The organism is Trueperella sp. LYQ143, assembly GCF_046599595.1.
GTDB lineage: Bacteria > Actinomycetota > Actinomycetes > Actinomycetales > Actinomycetaceae > Trueperella.
The window spans coordinates 114776-131375 of sequence record NZ_JBKIWR010000001.1 but is presented as its reverse complement, the minus strand read 5'-3'; the positions used below and the strand labels follow the sequence as shown (position 1 = coordinate 131375).

The 16600-nt window shown below is 53.9% G+C and carries 10 protein-coding genes; 5 read left to right on the top strand and 5 right to left on the bottom strand.

Annotated elements, in window-relative coordinates; all coding sequences use genetic code 11:
* Positions 1–42: 42 nt before the first annotated feature.
* Both ACLHIL_RS00445 and ACLHIL_RS00440 read right to left on the bottom strand, forming a co-directional pair.
* Positions 43–1212, bottom strand: coding sequence for a DNA recombination protein RmuC (locus ACLHIL_RS00445; protein ID WP_411295893.1), 1170 nt, complete (start codon positions 1210–1212; stop codon positions 43–45).
* A gap of 245 nt (positions 1213–1457) precedes the next feature.
* Positions 1458–2126 (bottom strand): YczE/YyaS/YitT family protein, encoded by a 669-nt coding sequence (locus tag ACLHIL_RS00440; RefSeq protein WP_411295892.1) that lies wholly within the window; start codon positions 2124–2126, stop codon positions 1458–1460.
* Positions 2127–2496: 370 nt separating this feature from the next.
* Here ACLHIL_RS00440 and ACLHIL_RS00435 point away from each other — a divergent pair, with 370 nt between their 5' ends.
* Entirely contained in the window at positions 2497–4263 is a 1767-nt protein-coding gene (locus tag ACLHIL_RS00435) for an alpha/beta hydrolase (RefSeq protein ID WP_411296001.1), read from the top strand.
* Positions 4264–4292: 29 nt separating this feature from the next.
* A complete protein-coding gene (ychF, locus tag ACLHIL_RS00430) occupies positions 4293–5372 on the top strand; it encodes a redox-regulated ATPase YchF (RefSeq protein WP_411295891.1) in 1080 nt (359 codons plus the stop codon).
* 530 nt (positions 5373–5902) lie between these two features.
* On the opposite strand, the gene ACLHIL_RS00425 is transcribed toward ychF, so the two are convergent.
* Positions 5903–6472: a hypothetical protein gene (locus ACLHIL_RS00425; protein ID WP_411295890.1), complete on the bottom strand. Its 570-nt coding sequence runs from the start codon at positions 6470–6472 to the stop codon at positions 5903–5905.
* A 645-nt stretch (positions 6473–7117) separates the two neighbouring features.
* Here ACLHIL_RS00425 and ACLHIL_RS00420 point away from each other — a divergent pair.
* A complete protein-coding gene (locus ACLHIL_RS00420; protein WP_411295889.1) occupies positions 7118–9331 on the top strand; it encodes a hypothetical protein in 2214 nt (737 codons plus the stop codon).
* A 162-nt stretch (positions 9332–9493) separates the two neighbouring features.
* Here the strand turns inward: ACLHIL_RS00420 and pulA are convergent, their stop codons facing one another.
* Together pulA and mscL are read right to left on the bottom strand one after the other, a co-directional pair.
* Entirely contained in the window at positions 9494–13096 is a 3603-nt protein-coding gene (gene pulA / locus ACLHIL_RS00415) for a pullulanase-type alpha-1,6-glucosidase (protein ID WP_411295888.1), read from the bottom strand.
* A gap of 351 nt (positions 13097–13447) precedes the next feature.
* The gene (mscL, locus tag ACLHIL_RS00410) at positions 13448–13843 is read right to left on the bottom strand and encodes a large conductance mechanosensitive channel protein MscL (protein WP_411295887.1); all 396 of its coding nucleotides are present in this window, start codon (positions 13841–13843) and stop codon (positions 13448–13450) included.
* Between the two features lie 825 nt (positions 13844–14668).
* Between mscL and def the strand changes: the two genes are divergently transcribed.
* Positions 14669–15223 carry a peptide deformylase gene (def, locus tag ACLHIL_RS00405; RefSeq protein WP_411295886.1) on the top strand — a complete coding sequence of 185 codons (555 nt, stop codon included), beginning with the start codon at positions 14669–14671 and terminating at the stop codon, positions 15221–15223.
* 446 nt (positions 15224–15669) lie between these two features.
* Positions 15670–16563, top strand: a complete 894-nt coding sequence (locus tag ACLHIL_RS00400; RefSeq protein WP_411295885.1) for an aldose 1-epimerase — start codon at positions 15670–15672, stop codon at positions 16561–16563.
* The last annotated feature ends 37 nt before the right edge of the window (positions 16564–16600 follow it).

Sequence of the window (16600 nt, the reverse complement as noted above, 5' to 3'; positions counted from 1 at the left end):
GTTGCCTAGTAGATCGTCTCAAGATGTTATAGGGGTTTACGGCTAATGATTGGGCGTGGGTCGTATATGAGTATCGTCTAGGTGTGACGGGCAGGGCAGACCGTCGTGGTTGATTGCCTGGAACGAACGGGCGGTAGCCAGTAAGCGAGATTCTAATGATCCAATGGTTTTGTTATATTCCGATACTGATTGCCCTAGAGATTTTCCGAGTTGGTGTAGGTGCTGTAATACAACGGATAGGCGATCAAGCAATGTTTGACCGAGCTCGATAATATCGTGAGCTTCGTGGGAGATTGCGTCTGCTGCCCAGACGGCTGCAATGGAACGTAATAACGCCAGTAGCGAGGTGGGGGAAGCTAAGACGATATTGCGAGTCATTGCGTATTCCAACAACGTGGCATCGTTATGTAAGGCGTGAGATAGCAATGATTCTGCGGGTAAGAAGAGGATCGTTAATTGAGGAGAATGTGGAAAATCATTGGGGTAGTTGCGCTTTGCCAGGGAATCAATATGCCGACGTACTGCTTTGGCGTGTTGTGTGAGTAATTCGTTACGCTCGGCAGCGGCAGAGAGATCTTCGGCAGGGATCTCCATCGCTTCGAGATAGGAATCCATTGGAACTTTGGAATCAAGCGGGATATGCGCATCTCCAGGCAGATGAACGATGGCATCTGGGCGACCAGCAGAACGGGCACTAGATGAGACTTTGCTGGAGCTTGTTTGCATATCAAAATCAACATGTTCCATCATGCCGGCAGCTTCAATAATGCGCCGCAATTGCACTTCTCCCCAGGATCCGCGAGCAGATCCACTGCGCAAGGCTGCATTGAGTGAGGATGTTGTATGCGCCAGATCAATATAGAGCTGCTCTTCTCGGCGTAATTGCGCCACAATCTGTGAGTGTTGGCTGGCGGCGGTATTCTCCATGCGGTGCATGTGCGTCGTGACTTGCTCAAGTTGCTGGGTGAGAGGAGCTAAGACCTGTAAAACCTGCGTGTCGTAAGCGCTCTGTTCGCTGAGCTGCTCATTATGGCGGCTCAGCGTTTCGGCTCGGGCAACGGCTGCTGCGGCTTGAGCGCGGTATTCACTTTCACGTTCGGAGGCCTGGCGAGCCTGAGTGGCGCAACGAGAGATACCAATGAGGTATCCCATGACGCCACCGCAGACAAACGCGATGACGATAAAGAAAATTGAGAGGAAAGAAATCGTCATATCGTCAGTCTACTGGGTGTTCCATTAAGAAATTTTTACGTCAGCTCGCGCATAAGTCTGTGGATAAGCCTATCTCCTGTGCATCAACGACATACAGTATTCAGGCGCTAATTATCCTGGAGAGCACGAGTGAGTGTCATAAAGATGAACAGGAGAATAGGAGGTGACCGCTAGATGTAGGAAGCTTCGCCATCGGCGGGATTAGTTGTTGCCGCACAAGGGCGGATACTAGCTAGTCGTAACAGCTACACGGTTTCAGGGTCAGGCTCCGAGCCAACAGTTACCCGATAGCACGTATCTACTGCGCCTTGCATCCAGCCAACGAATACGCCGGTCATGATGGCTGCTACCAGCGTTCCTTCGCGCACTCCTTCAATGCCGGATAAGAATAGAAAGGAGATAGCCAGACCTGACAGAACAAAGATGACGTCATTACACACTTTGATGGTGGGTACCTTCATTCGCGTTACTTGCGAAACTGCCACCAAGATTCCTTCAGTAGGGAGGAAATACTTTTTGGTCGATACTTCGCATGCGATCCCCAGTGCCATAATGGCAACCGCGATAATCATCTGAAGGATCTGCAGTGGATAGCTTGTAGGAGTCAAATGCCAGGAGCGGCATATTGCCATGCAGCCATCAAGAATAACGGATTGAAGTAATGCTAAGGGGACCTGCACCCAGTACCATTGGGGGAAATCTTTGCGCAGCAAGGCCCACTGCAGTACCACAAGTAGTGCACAAATAATGAAATTCCAGGTGCCGAAGCTCCACCCCGTCACAAGATACAGGGCCCACATTGGCGAGCCAATAGGGGATGTACCTAGGCCGGCAAGGGTCAACAATGCAATGCCGAGGGATAGGAAGGTGATACCGACAGTAAAGAACGCAATATTTTTTATCTCACGAAGCACTCTCATACCATAGCGGGCATTTTGCGTGATGGTAACGAGAAGCGGCAGAGGTGAGCGAGATTACCATCGAGTCCGGTGCGTGGCGGTATCCACCGATAATCGTTGCGGTATGCGATGCCGGGAAGATTATATTTCATAATATCTGGCATGGTTCTGAGGAGACGCGCTGGAGTCCAGCAATGTTTTGCAGGTCAAGCGACACTCGATTACGCATTGATAGGTGAGTCTTCAAATATCAGAATTCTTTCGGAAATAATCCAGATAATTACCGCTCTATTCCCATGATCTTTCATGGTTCTCTCAGTTGAATTGTTGTGGCGGAGTGCACTAGCGTCGCCGCGATTTGATGAGAGGACCGAACGTGACACTCATGTCGAAATGGTGGCCGATAGGGGCCGGAGTTATCACCGTAATTTTGATAGCTCTAGCCGCTATGCTGCTCATGCGCAAAGGGCTATGGCGGCGCTGTGGTGCTGCGGGCGTTACCGTGCTTGCCGCAGCCAGTGCGCTAGCTGCCATCGGGCTGACGTCGAATCTTCAAATGGGCTTCTTCTCCAACACCTCAGCACTCTTTGCTCTGGCCGACGATGATACCCAGGCCTTAAAGCCGGTGGCTCAACCAGCCACCGAGGTGGCCGATGACGGGCGGATCAGTGCCGATACTGATCCAAGCCCAGATCCGCAGTGGCATATGCAAATGGTGCCTAGTGATGATATGACTAACGTCTACCGTGCGGACTGGACTGGTCCGAATTCTAAAGTGTCGTCCGTGGTAGCTGTATGGTTGCCACCGGGATACTCGCCAACTGACGGAAAGACGTATTCCGTCATCGAGTTCATGCACGGATTCCCTGGATCGTGGCGAGGGGTAGTGCGGGCATTGAACTGGGAAACCACGTATAGCAGTCTTATCGCTGACGGCACGATAAAACCCACCATTTTTGTTGTGCCTGATTTGATTAGCAATGAAGGCGAACCGGACTGCCGCGATTTCCCTGGACGCCCGCAAGTCGAGACGTGGGTGACGCGCGATGTGCCAAAAGCGATTCGATCTACGTTCCCCAACGTATCTAGTGAACGTCAAGATTGGGCCATCTACGGCATCTCGTCGGGCGCTTACTGTTCGGCGAATCTGGCGCTGCGTCATCCGCAACTGTACGGCGCAGGGATCTCAATGTCAGGCTTTGATCAGCCTTTGATGGGGGCGCTCTCACACGCCGACGCGGCAACGCAACACGACAACGTCATCTCACAGATGATCGCAACACTCAACCACCCCGCGGCACTCTACCTAGCGTCCACAGCCTCCGATCCGGATGCGATGGCTATGATCAACAATGCGAAAGCATTGAAAAACAATAACCTCAACCTACAAACCGTCGTCCAAGACGAGGGAGGGCACACGTGGAAGACATGGACAAAACAGCTACCTGACGCGTTGCGATGGTGGCGTTCAGATGGCGTACAGAACTGGGTTAAAACCGTGGAAAACCCGGCTGCACATTCCTCACAAGCTGCGGCGGCTGCCACGCCACAACCGCCAGCGGCATCGACAGCAGCTCCAGCTAATGTGACCGCCAACAATCCGGCTAATGCTACAGCTAATACCGCAGCAGGCGAAATCGACCCCGCCACAGCGGCCAACCAATTAGACGCTATTATCCCGCCATGTCCACCGTTTAGCCTGATGGGGACTGGAACCATCATCCTTGCAAGCCTCATCGCGCTCGCGCTACTACTCGCGGTGACGATACTGTTTCCTGGCTACACCCTTCGCCCGGTACGCCACCGATCCGTGCCCGGTGCGCCGCCACCTTCGCGCACCCGCACCGCACGGTTAGCGTCAGCCCATTCATCCAGCGTATCGGTTGTCTCACGGTCTCAACGGCCTCACTCCAACGCTGCGTCTATTCCGGTTGATCGTCTCAGAACGCCGCTGAGACGCCAACGCCCGCAACAACACGTGCCAACAGTGAAGCCAAAGGCATGGCGACGTCGATACGCTGTGGCTCTTGCAGCAGTCCTCATTGTGGTTATTGCGCTTGTGGTGGCGGCATTGTTGAAGTTCAACGCAGATGAACGATTCTTTACCTCATTGCCAGAGCTGATCAGTGGTCTGCCGACGATGTTCCCGTAACGGGCGTTCAGTGGTCTAAACTAGAGGGCGTGGCTTTAACAATTGGTATTGCAGGCTTGCCCAACGTCGGCAAATCGACTCTTTTCAATGCGCTCACGCGAGCAGACGTCCTTGCTGCGAACTATCCGTTCGCAACAATTGAACCTAATGTTGGTGTCGTTCCCTTGCCTGATCCGCGCTTGGATACGCTGGCACAAATGTATGATTCGGCGCGGGTCGTCCCGGCAACAGTGTCATTCGTTGATATTGCCGGAATCGTCCGTGGCGCCTCGGAAGGTGAAGGACTTGGAAATCAATTCCTCGCCAACATTCGTGAAGCTGACGCAATCTGCCAGGTGACGCGAGCATTCGCCGATCCCGATGTGACCCATGTGGATGGGTGCGTCAATCCAGCCGCCGACATCGAGACAATCACAACCGAACTTGTGCTTGCCGATATTCAGACATTAGAAAAGCAACTCCCACGGCTACGTAAAGAAGTTACCGGCAAGAAAATTGGTCCAGAGTACGTCGCCGTCGCTGAGCAGGCGTTGGAGATTTTGTCTGAAGGAAAAACTTTATATTCAGCGGGGCGTGATCTCGATCCGGCAATTTTGGCGTCTTTCCAGTTGATGACCACTAAGCCCTTCATCTATGTCTTTAATACTGACGACGAGGGGCTGGCTAATGAGGAAATGCAGCGAGAGTTACGCGAACTCGTTGCACCGGCACAGGCAATCTTCCTCGACGCGAAATTTGAATCAGAATTGGTGGAACTCAGCGGCGAGGAGGCTCGCGAACTGCTGGAATCGACGGGGCAGACGGAAGCTGGTTTGGATCAGCTTGCCCGCGTCGGCTTTGAAACGCTGGGACTGCAGACGTATTTAACCGCTGGTCCGAAAGAAGCTCGCGCGTGGACGATTCGCAAAGGCTGGACGGCACCACAAGCAGCCGGGGTCATCCACACCGATTTCGAGCGCGGCTTCATTAAAGCGCAAGTGATTTCTTACGATGACCTCATGGAATACGGTTCAGAGGCGGCGGCAAAAGCGGCAGGCAAGGTCCGTATGGAGGGCAAGGATTACGTTATGCGTGACGGAGACGTCGTTGAGTTCCGATTCAACGTCTAGTTGTGCGATGTTGTGGGGATTCTGAGTGGTGGCGTGCGCTAAGAATCATCGCTAATCCTGTGCATGATGCCGATATGGGAATACGTTGCATCGTGCCAGGATTAGCGGCCTACGAGGTTAAACGCAGAGAGATCTGGTCTGTTCGTAGAGGGATGTGGTCTGTTATTGCGCTGAGCTTGTGGCGTCACAGCAATAGTGCGGAGTAAGACCGGCGATATTTTGCGAAAAATTGCCGGTAGTCGGATAGAAGAACTATCCGACTTGATCTCTTGCGTGCGGTGAGTTGATCTTTTGCGCGTGGTGAGGTCGCTTTTTTGTGGGTGCCTTGATATGTAGATTTGCCTTTAGCGCACGAGCAGAGCGAGCGATACTGCTCTAATATCTCCCTTTCGTGCGATAGTTTTGCACGAGACCTTTCTGTTCGTAGTAAGGGGAAGATCGAATCCATCTCGAAAAGATACTAAGGAATTAGCCTAAGGGAATGACGAGAGGGAGTCCGAAGAGCTGGCATAACTGGAAGATAGTGACGATTAGGAGTGATCGGTACCAGTTAGAGGACCCTGCGGGTTGTGGTGTGCGTTAAAGACGGCAGCGATGTGCTTTTTGACCTCGCGACCGAAGCGATGGTGGTTAAAAATGCGATTCGATATTTTCACTTGGCGACCATCAGCGGTGTGAACTGTTATATGTACTTCGCCTCGGCTCCAGCCGCTGTCGTAGCTCAATTGTTCAATCTCGTCGTAGCGAACTCGTTCCTCTTTCTTCCGCCAGCCACTGACGTAGACGAACTCGTCTGCATAGAAAAATACTCGTTCATTCCGGACCTCTATGACCGTTGCTATTAATGCCGCCAGGCCCAGCAGCAGTAAAAGAATTGTGATGGTGATGGGTAGGAAGTCGTGGAATACATTTTTCCAGGTGCCTTTGATAATCCCTACGGTCGGTACGCCGATGACTAGCGCGGCCAGGACGAGGATTGTCAGATAGGGAGTGAAATTTGGTTTGAGGACGAACTGTGGAGTCTGTGATGTCTGTGGGGTGCTCCATGTGGAAAAAGGCTCAGATTCTTTGCTTCGGAACGGACCGTCTTGTGTATTCATGTGCTGTCACCTCGTATCTGATTGTGCTCGTCGTCTGCTGATGAGAGAACGCGCCGTCTAGGAGTGAGTTTGCCGTGCGCGCAGCGAAAGTCGGAAACGCTTCACAGTATCCAGTATAGGAGTTTACGTCCTGGCACTAGTGTATGTGGGTTTATATGAACTGACGCAGGAAGTCCGATGAATCGGGGGGGGGAAAAAAAGAGGAGAGAGAAAGCAATACGTCGATCATTAAGGGTGACGAAAAGGCTCGGCAGGATTACTGCTTGAGCACGATTTGTTGCGAATGCTTGGTAGCTGCCGGTCTGGTGTGATGAAAATGTTATAGGTGAGGTGATGACGGCACCTGGCCTCCCCGTGGAGGCGAAATGTTATCCGTTGATTGTGTAGCAATAGATGCGAGTTGCCATAGAGATACGTTGTGATAGATGCAAGCCGTAATGGCGGTAAACCTAGAGGCGAACTGTAACGAGGATGAGACACCGTAGCGATGAAACGCGATAGTCGCAGGTGAAACGGCCTATATTCTAGCCCGAGATGCTCACTCGTCATGCCCTCGTAATTATGAGAATCGCTAGATAAATACGCAACTATATCGGCAATTGCGGTATCTTCACTGTAGAGAATGAATGATGTGGAGGTAGAAAAGTGGGTGAATCTCAAGATTTTGCTGCGTTAGCGGCAGATCCACAGACGCCATTAGAAACATTGCACTATATTGCAGCTCAGTATCCGCAGTTACGTCCGGCAATTGCATTGAACCCATCGACGTATCCGGCCTTGTTGGAGTGGTTGGGTCAGCTGGGTGATCCAACCGTAGATGCGGCCTTGGCGCAACGAGGGAGCGAGGGTGCTTCGTATCTGAATGCCGATGAGGGTATGAGAGAAACAGCAGTTGACGCTGCAGGTAGCTACTGGGAATCTGAGAATACGGTTGTAGATTCGGCTGAGGTAGCAGGCGAAACGGCAGATACGGATGGCATGACGGAGACGTCAGTTATGCCTGCTGCTGGTGAATACTCCACAGATGATCGGTCGCTGGAAAATCTCCAATCGGCGAACGAGGCTGTAGATTCGGTTGACGCGGTGGCGTGGGAAGATGAAAAGCCTAGTGGAGCTGACGAGATGGCACATACGATGGTGAATGCCGTCGTGGCTGATGTTCCAGATATGCCAGCCGAGATGGCGACGAGTGCTGCATTAGCGGGTATGGCTTCAGATACCTCAGATATGTCGGTGGGTTCGGCAGATGTGCCGCCGCTAGGGGTGCCCTCAGCTGATATGTCAGCCGATATGTTGACGGCGCACTATGCTGGGGAGGCTTCACACCAGGAGTTTTCACCCGATGAAGCGCATATAAGCGACGCTGGGGCAGCACAAACGGGGGCGCCGCAGCCAGATTCATACTTGGAATACGACGCACAAACGGCTGAAACGGATAGCGCCGACGTGGAAATGCTGGAAGCGGAGGCTGCCGGAGCGCAGGCGAGCCAGATAGCTGCTGCCGAGGCAGATACGGTGCAGGCAACGAGCGTTGATACTGCGACAGATACGGCACATATTGACGCTTTAGATACTGCAGAAAACACGGCAGAAGATACCGCTGAGGCAGGCGCACCCAGCGCTACCGAATGGCAGGATTACCCGCAGACCTCATATATGGCAGGCGCTATGCGAGCTGAGGAACCGGCGGGCGCTGAGAGCACGCCGGATGCCTCGAACCGATCCACGGAATACATCCCGAGGTATTCTCCCGGATATTCAGAATCTGCGCCGATCAGCTATCCGGTTGCTGGCTCGCCGGTTGCTGCTCATGAGTACTCGGCGTCTCAATCCTCGGCACAGAACCATGCGCCAGCTAATGCAGTGTTGGCGGAAGAAGCTAGCGTTCCTGCATATCAGCAGGCGGCGTATGTGCCGCAAACGGTTAACCCATCTCCGGCATATAACGAGCAGAAAAAAGATAACTCTCGCAAGGGCCTGGTGTGGTGGATTCTGAGCGGGATCGTCATTATTCTGGGTCTGCTGTTAGCTGCGTGGCTAATTTTCGGAGGCAAGGGTAAAGATGCTGAGGATCCGAATGCGTCCCAGCCTAAGGCCACCTCATCAGTGGAGAAAACCGAACCTAAGGAAACGAAGCCAGCGTCTCCTAGCCCGTCTGCATCACAATCAAGTGATGGCAAAACAAAAGAAGATGCTGATAATGGGGATAAAACGACGCTGACGGAGGCTGACTACGCTCAGCAGATGCATTCGATTTCCTGCGTCGATATGCAGAAAATTACCCAAACGACGATGAAATATGCGAAACAGGCTGGCGATATTCCGGAAAGTGAGTTCCTCGCTTCGCCCTATGCTCAGACGATCACGAAAGAAGTGCATGAGCTAGGGGCGCGTTGTGGATCGGCGAGCGCGGAGTATCTCAGCGCTATGCTGCAAGCTCAAAGCTCTAGTAAGAATCTTGCTGAGCTCGGAGAAAAGATCAGCGCTGATTTCAAGCCGGCGACGCCGACGCCCAGCCCGAGTTCGACGAGTCAACCAGGGGCATTAGCTGGCGGTTTTTATACCCCGACAGGAAATATCTCCTGTACGTTCCCGCAAAATGATCCGCATATCGGGGTGCAGTGCACCATCTATGCCGATCAAAATGGGCAGTCAGCCAGTTATGTTCTCCAGCCGGGAACGGGAGGTACGGATAACGTCAGTGGTGGATCAGTTGTTCAGCTTGACCAATCACAATATGGGTCAACCTTTACCCATGCTGGTGTGACCTGCTCGGTAGCACGTGAAGGCGTCACCTGTACTCGCAACGGCACCTCGGATAGGATCTTCCTTTCCCGTGAAGGGCATGGAGCCTTCTAGCCGTAGGCGCGAAGAACGAGCTTGTAGAAGAACGGCAGGAGCGCTAAAAATACGACGGTAAAAAGTGGGCCGCCCCGAGAATCTCTCGGGGCGGCCCACGTGCTTGATCCGGCGTAAGCGATTATGCCGGATCAAGCACCGTTTATATCGCCAGCATGGGGATTACCGGCGACGTTGGCGCAGGGCAACCATGATGACGCCAGCGGCTGTCAGACCAGCAGCGATCAGGATGGGCATACCCACGGCAGCGCCGGTATTCGGTAGTGCGCTGGGGGCGTCGCCCTCTGCAATGATCGGCTGGCTCGGTGTAGGAGCTGGCTGTGGTTGCGGAGTCGGTTGCGGCTGAGGCTGCGGCGTCGGGCTGGGGTTAGCAAACAACACAACAGCGGTGCGTCCCGGTACGCTTATCGTGCCGGTGGCCGCATCCCATGAAACCTTGCCAATAACCGAGGCGTCCACACCGTTCGCCTGAATGTCATTAACGGTGTAGGTGCGCCCAGCAAGTTGCGCGATAGTTTGCGTCTGCGTCTGTGGCGTGGCATTAATCGCGATTAATGCGCCATCGTGAGCAGAATCAATATCGGTTGCAACTGTGCCCGGCTTATCCTCGATATGCATCAGGAGCAATCCGGGGACGGCCTGCGGCCCTGATCCGGGGAAGGTCACGCGCTCGCGAATCAACGCAGCAGATCCCAGTGAGAACAGCGGCGAGGAGGAACGTACCTTGAGTAGCTCTTGGGCCATCAGGGTCGATTTCTCCATATCCGCGTGCGTCGGCTTAAGGTCGGCGTTGCGCAGTAACGGAGCCATCCACGACCACTTTTCACCGTTCTTTGATTTAACGGGTAAGCCGTGGCCGAAGCCGTTATCCTGCATCGTCCAGTCAATAGCGTTGAAGTAGTCACCGGAGTTGTACGAATCGCGATCTAAGGACTTCGAACGCAAAATATCCGTGCCGGCATGCCAGAACACTGGCGACTGCCCCCAAGTGACCGGAGCGAGAGAGATAATGTTCATCCGCACTCGATCGTTCATTGAGGTGCTCGTCGGTAGCTTCATGACGTTCAGATCGAAAAGCGTCTCGTTGTCATGCGCATCGACGTAATTGACGTTCTCGGCCGGTTCGCTCGCAAAGCCAGCGTGCTGGCCGTTGTAATCAATCTCTTCACCGCGTTTCGTCGTGCCGTCGGCAGTGGTGAAGGAGTAATCCTTCAGATTTCCAGCCATTCCGAGACGAATGAGATCGGTGGAATGGGCCAGACGGGCCTTTTGCTCATCTGGGCTGAGCTTGCCGATCCCGTTTGGATCACTGAACAGCCCGTTGCCGAAGCCTTGGAATTCGCGCACATCGGAATCGAAGGGGCCGCCACCGTGAACAGCATCGCGCAAACGGTCATTGAATGATCCGATGCCTGTGCCATCTAGCTGCCCTTGCTTTGCCTGGATGAAGCGAGCGTTATCCGCAACTTCGCCGAAATTCCAGCCTTCGCCGTACATGTAGATGGACTTGCCATCCACGCCGTCTTTATCCAAGGTCAAGGCATCCAAGGCCGCCCGAGCCGCCTGCATATTCTTTACTGAATGGTGTCCCATAAGGTCGAAACGGAAGCCATCAACGTGGTAATCGCGTGCCCAGGTTACCAGGGAATCGACCATGAGCTTTTCCATCATGACGTTCTCAGTAGCGAGGTTGGCACAGCACGTGGAGTTTTCTACCTTGCCGGTGTTCGACAGGCGGTGGTAGTAGTCCGGCACGATCTTATCTAGGACGGATTTCTCGTCATCGCCGGAGGCTGAGGAGTGGTTATATACCTGATCGAGGACCACTTGATAGCCAGCAGCATGGAGCCCGCCGACCATAGCACGGAACTCGTACGTGCGTCCGTCACCGTTTTGGTTTTCGTCGGTGGTGTAGGAGCCTTCTGGTGTCTGGTAGTGGTACGGGTCGTATCCCCAGTTGAATCCGTCCGTATCGGCAACCTTGCTGACCGCTTCCTGCTGGTCAGGTGAATCTGGACCAGCTGCAGGAATTGTTGGAACGGCCTGGTTGGCGCGCAGTTCAGGAATGGTGGCGATGTCGAAGCTGGGCAGCAGATGAATGGTGTTCATCCCGGCAGCCGACAGATCGCGCAGGTGCTTCATTCCGGCAGAATCTGCGTAAGTGAAAGCCATGTATGTGCCACGATCTTTCTCTGCCACGCTTTGATCGGCGATAGAGAAGTCGCGAATATGTAGCTCGTAGATATTGCGGGCAGAATCGTTGCGAATCTGCGGGGCTGGCGTCGTGGCCCACTGTTGCGGGATGAGGCGCGCAGCGCTGAGATCGGTGACGATGGATTCTTTGGAATCTACCGTCAGAGCCTTGGAATATGGATCGGTTACATAGGAGTTCAACATCTTGTTTTCCACTGGGGAGTAAACCGAGACGTTCCACAGGTATGTCTTACCGAGCATATTCTCGTTTTCCGGGCTCTCTACCGTCCAGATACCGCTCTGGGCATCTTTGGAAGCCGGGATAATGATGTTGCCGTGGCCAAGATCCATCTGGATGCCGACTGTCTGTGCGGTGGGTGCCCAGAGTCGGAAAGTGGCTGAACCGTTGGGCTTTAGCGTTGCGCCAAGTTCGGCGTTGCGGGCCTGGCCAGCATAAAGAGCGTCGAGTACTGGCGCGAGCTGGATACCCGTGAATGCCACAACCTGCCCGGCTCGCTGCCCAGCGATCATGTTCTGGCCGATCAGTAGCTTTTTCACATCGTCGGTGGTCACTTTATCGGGCAGCGTGTAGGCGGTGTAGCCAGTCAAATGCGGATATTGCGCTACCGTTGCGGCGTCAAGTGGGCCTGCCGAGGTCAGATCCAGGCTTTGTGTATCTCCGGTGATGCCACCATCAACGAGTGTGGCATTGGCGTATGGGGAGTTGACCAGGGAGTATGCCACTGCCGGGTCGCCGTCCTTGGAGGGGACGAGATCTGCTGGTAGGGCGATAGTGCGCTCATTGACCCAGTAGGCGCGCAGTTGCCCGAATCCGGCGACGGATGTGGCCGAAGAGGCAATGGAGAGCACGTGGGTCTTGGGGTCATATACGAAAGTCACGGGTTTCCCGTCGGCAATTTGGAATTCATAATTTGCTCCTCCGGCAGCTCCGCCTTGCCCGTAGTTGACGTCCCAACTGCCGCCGATAGCTACTTTTGCTTCGTAAGCACCAGCGGGAATGCGGTCGGTGCGCCACAGGTATGTGCCGTCGGTTTGCGGGAAGAGGATAGGCATGCGGCAATCAGGTGCCCAGTCACCTGAGCAACCTAGGGCTTTCTGCATGGATCCGGCGACAACGACGGTTTGGTTGTCGGGAACAAGACCGGCTAGGCCGGTGGCAGGGTCAAAGTAGATATGGGCTGGAGAGCCATCGGAATGGACGGCAATATTTGATCCGTTTGCTTGCCCGTTAGATCCCCAGTTTTTGTCCCACGATCCGCCTTGAGCGATCTTAAATTCGTAGTCCCCTTCCGGCAGGGTGATAGGTAGTGAGTAGATGCCGGTGGGCTGTGCCTTGAGGACTGAGGCTTCGCAGGCGGGGTCCCAGTCTTTTGCGCAACCTAATGCGGTTTGGATGGTGCCGGGGGCGGTGTAGTCGTCAGCGCCGACAGCGCCATACGCGCGTGATGTTACGCCCGTTCCCACTGCAGTGGTGGTTAGGGCGAAGATGCCGAGGCATGCGAGCCAACGGCGGCGTGTTCGCCGAGTTGCGGCATGTGTCTGCTGTGACAAAAGATCCTCCGTACTTCGTTGTTCGTCGTTGGATTGTCAGCCGTCGGTACGTTTCATGCCGGAGCCGACAGCAGTGGCGGCGGATGAAATATGCCAGACGGATTGATGCCAGCCTAAAACAGTGGGGACGGGTTTTCGAGACGGTGAAGCGAAGTTGTTATGGCTGGGTGCGTGCGCAATTGTGCCGATACGGCCACTAAAATAAGATTTTTTCTTAAAATATGCCTCTGACCTGCGGAAATAATAAAAAATCGGGGCTGTGCGGCGAAAATTATCGCACAGCCCCGATCGCGTTTCAGCAAATAATAGCGCTAATTCTGCAAGGAATGGCGCTAGTGCTCCGGCGAGTTTCTAGCTCTCGCGAGCCTTGAGGAGATCGCGGATTTCTTCGAGCAGGATGGTTTCGTCGGTCTTGACGGGGGCGGCCTCGTCTTCGCCGCGCTTCTTTGCCTCTGCCATCTTGTTGATCGGGTAGACCACGAAGAAGTAGAGGGCGGCAGCGACGATCAGGAAGTTGACCGCGGCTGTCATGATTGCGCCGGGGAGGATTTCCGTCTGGCCACCGTTCATGTGGATCGTCCACACGCGATCGAAATCTGGCTTGCCGAATAGGCCGCCGATCAGCGGCATAAGGACCTTGTCGTTCAGTGCGGCGACAATTTTAGAAAATGCGCCAGCGATGATAACGCCAACGGCTAAGTCAATAACGTTTCCACGGGCGATAAAATCGCGAAAGCCTTTCAGCATGGATAGCCCTTTCTGGGTGCATAAGTTAGTAGTGGGCGCCCGTTGCGTGCGCGATGGCCGAGATGGCATCTGGGGTGCCCAAAAATGACAATGTTGATCCTAAGGGGTGGGGTATCTCAGCGGAAGCCAGACATAGTGTGATTCCGCTTTCAAGTGAGTTTTGCTCGGTCTGTATGCGAAATCTGTTTCAAGTAAAACAGAATCGTTCTAATCTACCTGGATGTTATGAGTTTTCTTAGGCACGAAGTTGGGTGTTATCAGGCGTTTTATTGGTGTGTACTGACGGCGAACCGTGCAGTATCGGCGGAGGCAGGTGCAGGGGGGGGAGAATAGATCAGTAGCCGGAATTGGAATCCCTGGTAATTAGAGTTAGAAGCCCCAGTAGCTGGAATTGGATGCCGGTGCTTGTAGATAGCTGGTGATTGCAAATAGCCGATGATTGAGGCCGAGCCGATGGTTGGGCGTGAGTTGCTGACCAGGGATACTGTCGAAGCTTGCAATATATGCCGAGGGGCGAAGTCGGGTATTTAATGCCGGCGCATAGGCGGTTGTGAGGCAATAGTAGAACGGTGATGGTAAGGAGGAGTGTGCGTGGGGGGGGTAAGGAGAAGGACGTGAGGGCAGGGGAAACCTGGCCGCGATAGCTGCGATAAGACGAACTGCTAGCAGTTGGATCTATCTGCGCACCAGCGCTATGGGCAGCTCTCGTCGCGCTCATACTGTTGTTGTTTCTAGTGTGTACCGTTGTCGGTCCTAGTATGTACCGTCGTCAGCCCTAGTGCTTATAGGTTCTTCTTTGGTGATGTGGGCGGTACAGTAGCAGTTATGATTCACCCCATTCACGTTTATGGTTCTCCGGTTCTTCATCGCGATGCTGAGCCTGTCACTGTCTTTGATGACGAGTTAGCTCAACTTGTTGAGGATATGTATGAAACGACGATTGCTGCCCCTGGTGTTGGTCTAGCTGCCCCACAAATCGGGCTCAATAAGGCGATGTTTGTGTGGGTCTACGATGAGCATGATGGGCCGGAGCGAGGGGTGGCCATTAATCCCACTTTGCTCATTGAGCCAATCGATACCTGCGATCCAGATGAGGACGATGAAGAGGGGTGCTTGTCATTCCCTGGGTATTCTTTTGCGCTACGCCGTTCGCCCTATGCCCTGTTAGTTGCGCAGGACGAGACGGGTCAGTGGTATGAGCTGGAAGCGGAAGGCTGGTTTGCTCGAATTTTGCAACATGAATACGACCACCTCAAAGGGCGAATCTACGTCGATCGGTTACACGGCGCCGACGCTAAAGCAGTACGCAAGATTATGGCGAAAGAGCGCTGGAACGTCCCCGGAGTGACCTGGATGCCAGGAAGTGATGAGTATGAGTGACCTGTTGGTGGCGGTGAGTAAGGCGAGTAATAGGTGGGAATAGGGCACGAGTAGGTGTTCGTGCAAATAGGGAAAACAGGAGAAGGGCAGGAGTGGCAAGGGCGGCAAAAAAGAGCAGCAAGCAGGTGTGAGCAGCGGCGATGCCTCCTAGCGGTGAACTGAGAATCGTTGGCAGTGAGTGACGACTGATAACCGAGCATGAGTGAGCAGTAAACTCGGCACGGCGCGTGCGCGTGGCGGTAACGTTCGGGAGCGGGTCCAGAAAGACTGCTACTTCTTGTTAAGTACGGGTGATTCAGTTCTAAAATATGGCATTTTTCCTTGCTGTATCAAGGAAAAGTTAAGGTGAAATAAAATACCTAAGTTTTACCCCTCCCGCAAATCTGATGGGTATGTTAACGTTAGACATAACCATTACTCCGCTTTCAATGATGAAGGTCAAACCTATGAGTATTCAGATTGCTGGAAGCCAGCAGAGCCTTGAGCTGACCCCAATCGGCGCAGCGATTTTGAGCTGGGATCCGGGCGTCGGGTATTCCGTGATTGACGGATACCGAGGCGAACAGGAAATTGCGGAGCTAGACGGCTATCGCAATGCCGTTCTAGCGCCGTGGTGCAATCGTATTCGTGATGCCCTCTGGCGTGAAGGAGAAACGCAATACGATACCCGCCCCACCTCAGGTCCAGAAGGTCTGCACGGCATGGTTTACGATCAGCCGTTTACAGTTACGCAAAGCGGCGAGGGATACGCAGTGCTCGAATGCGCCGTCGAGAATCCCACCGTATTTCCTGTTCCTGTGCAGGTATCTGTGCGCTACGATCTGACAACTCCTCGGCAAATCGGGATTCGTATATGCGTGCGCAATGACGGTGACCGCCCCGCTCCATTAGGGGCAGGATTGCATCCCTACTTCCGGATTGCTGGTCTGGATCAGGCGCATGTAGAAGTGCCCGCTACCAAGCGTATCGTCGTCAATGAAGCCCTGATCCCTGATCCAGGTAACGCGCCCTTTGTGGATTACGAACCGGCGCCCTTTGAATTGGATGACGATTTCGCAACCACTGATCTACAGGCAGGGGAAGACGGATGGGCGCGCGCTCGTCTCGTCACCGGCTTAGCGGCTGACGTAGAAGTCGGGATGGATGTGCGCCAGCATCCCCTGGCGAACTTCCATGTTTACAGTGGCGGAATGCTTGCCCGCGATACCAATCTATCCGTCGCGTTAGAGCCGTGTACGCAGTGGGCAGACGTATTCAACCGGCCCGAGTTAGCCGAACGTATCATGACCCAGCCGGGTCAATCGCTGACCTTAGATGTCACCTATACGGCGATCTTTTAAGGCGATCCCAGGTGGCATAGCGGATCACTCGACAGAG

Coding starts and splice junctions, on each gene's coding strand:
- def (WP_411295886.1), top strand. CDS start 14,669: ATGATTCACCCCATTCACGTTTATGGTTCTCCGGTTCTTCATCGCGAT.
- ACLHIL_RS00400 (WP_411295885.1), top strand. CDS start 15,670: ATGAGTATTCAGATTGCTGGAAGCCAGCAGAGCCTTGAGCTGACCCCA.
- ACLHIL_RS00425 (WP_411295890.1), bottom strand. CDS start 6,472: ATGAATACACAAGACGGTCCGTTCCGAAGCAAAGAATCTGAGCCTTTT.
- ACLHIL_RS00435 (WP_411296001.1), top strand. CDS start 2,497: ATGTCGAAATGGTGGCCGATAGGGGCCGGAGTTATCACCGTAATTTTG.
- ACLHIL_RS00445 (WP_411295893.1), bottom strand. CDS start 1,212: ATGACGATTTCTTTCCTCTCAATTTTCTTTATCGTCATCGCGTTTGTC.
- mscL (WP_411295887.1), bottom strand. CDS start 13,843: ATGCTGAAAGGCTTTCGCGATTTTATCGCCCGTGGAAACGTTATTGAC.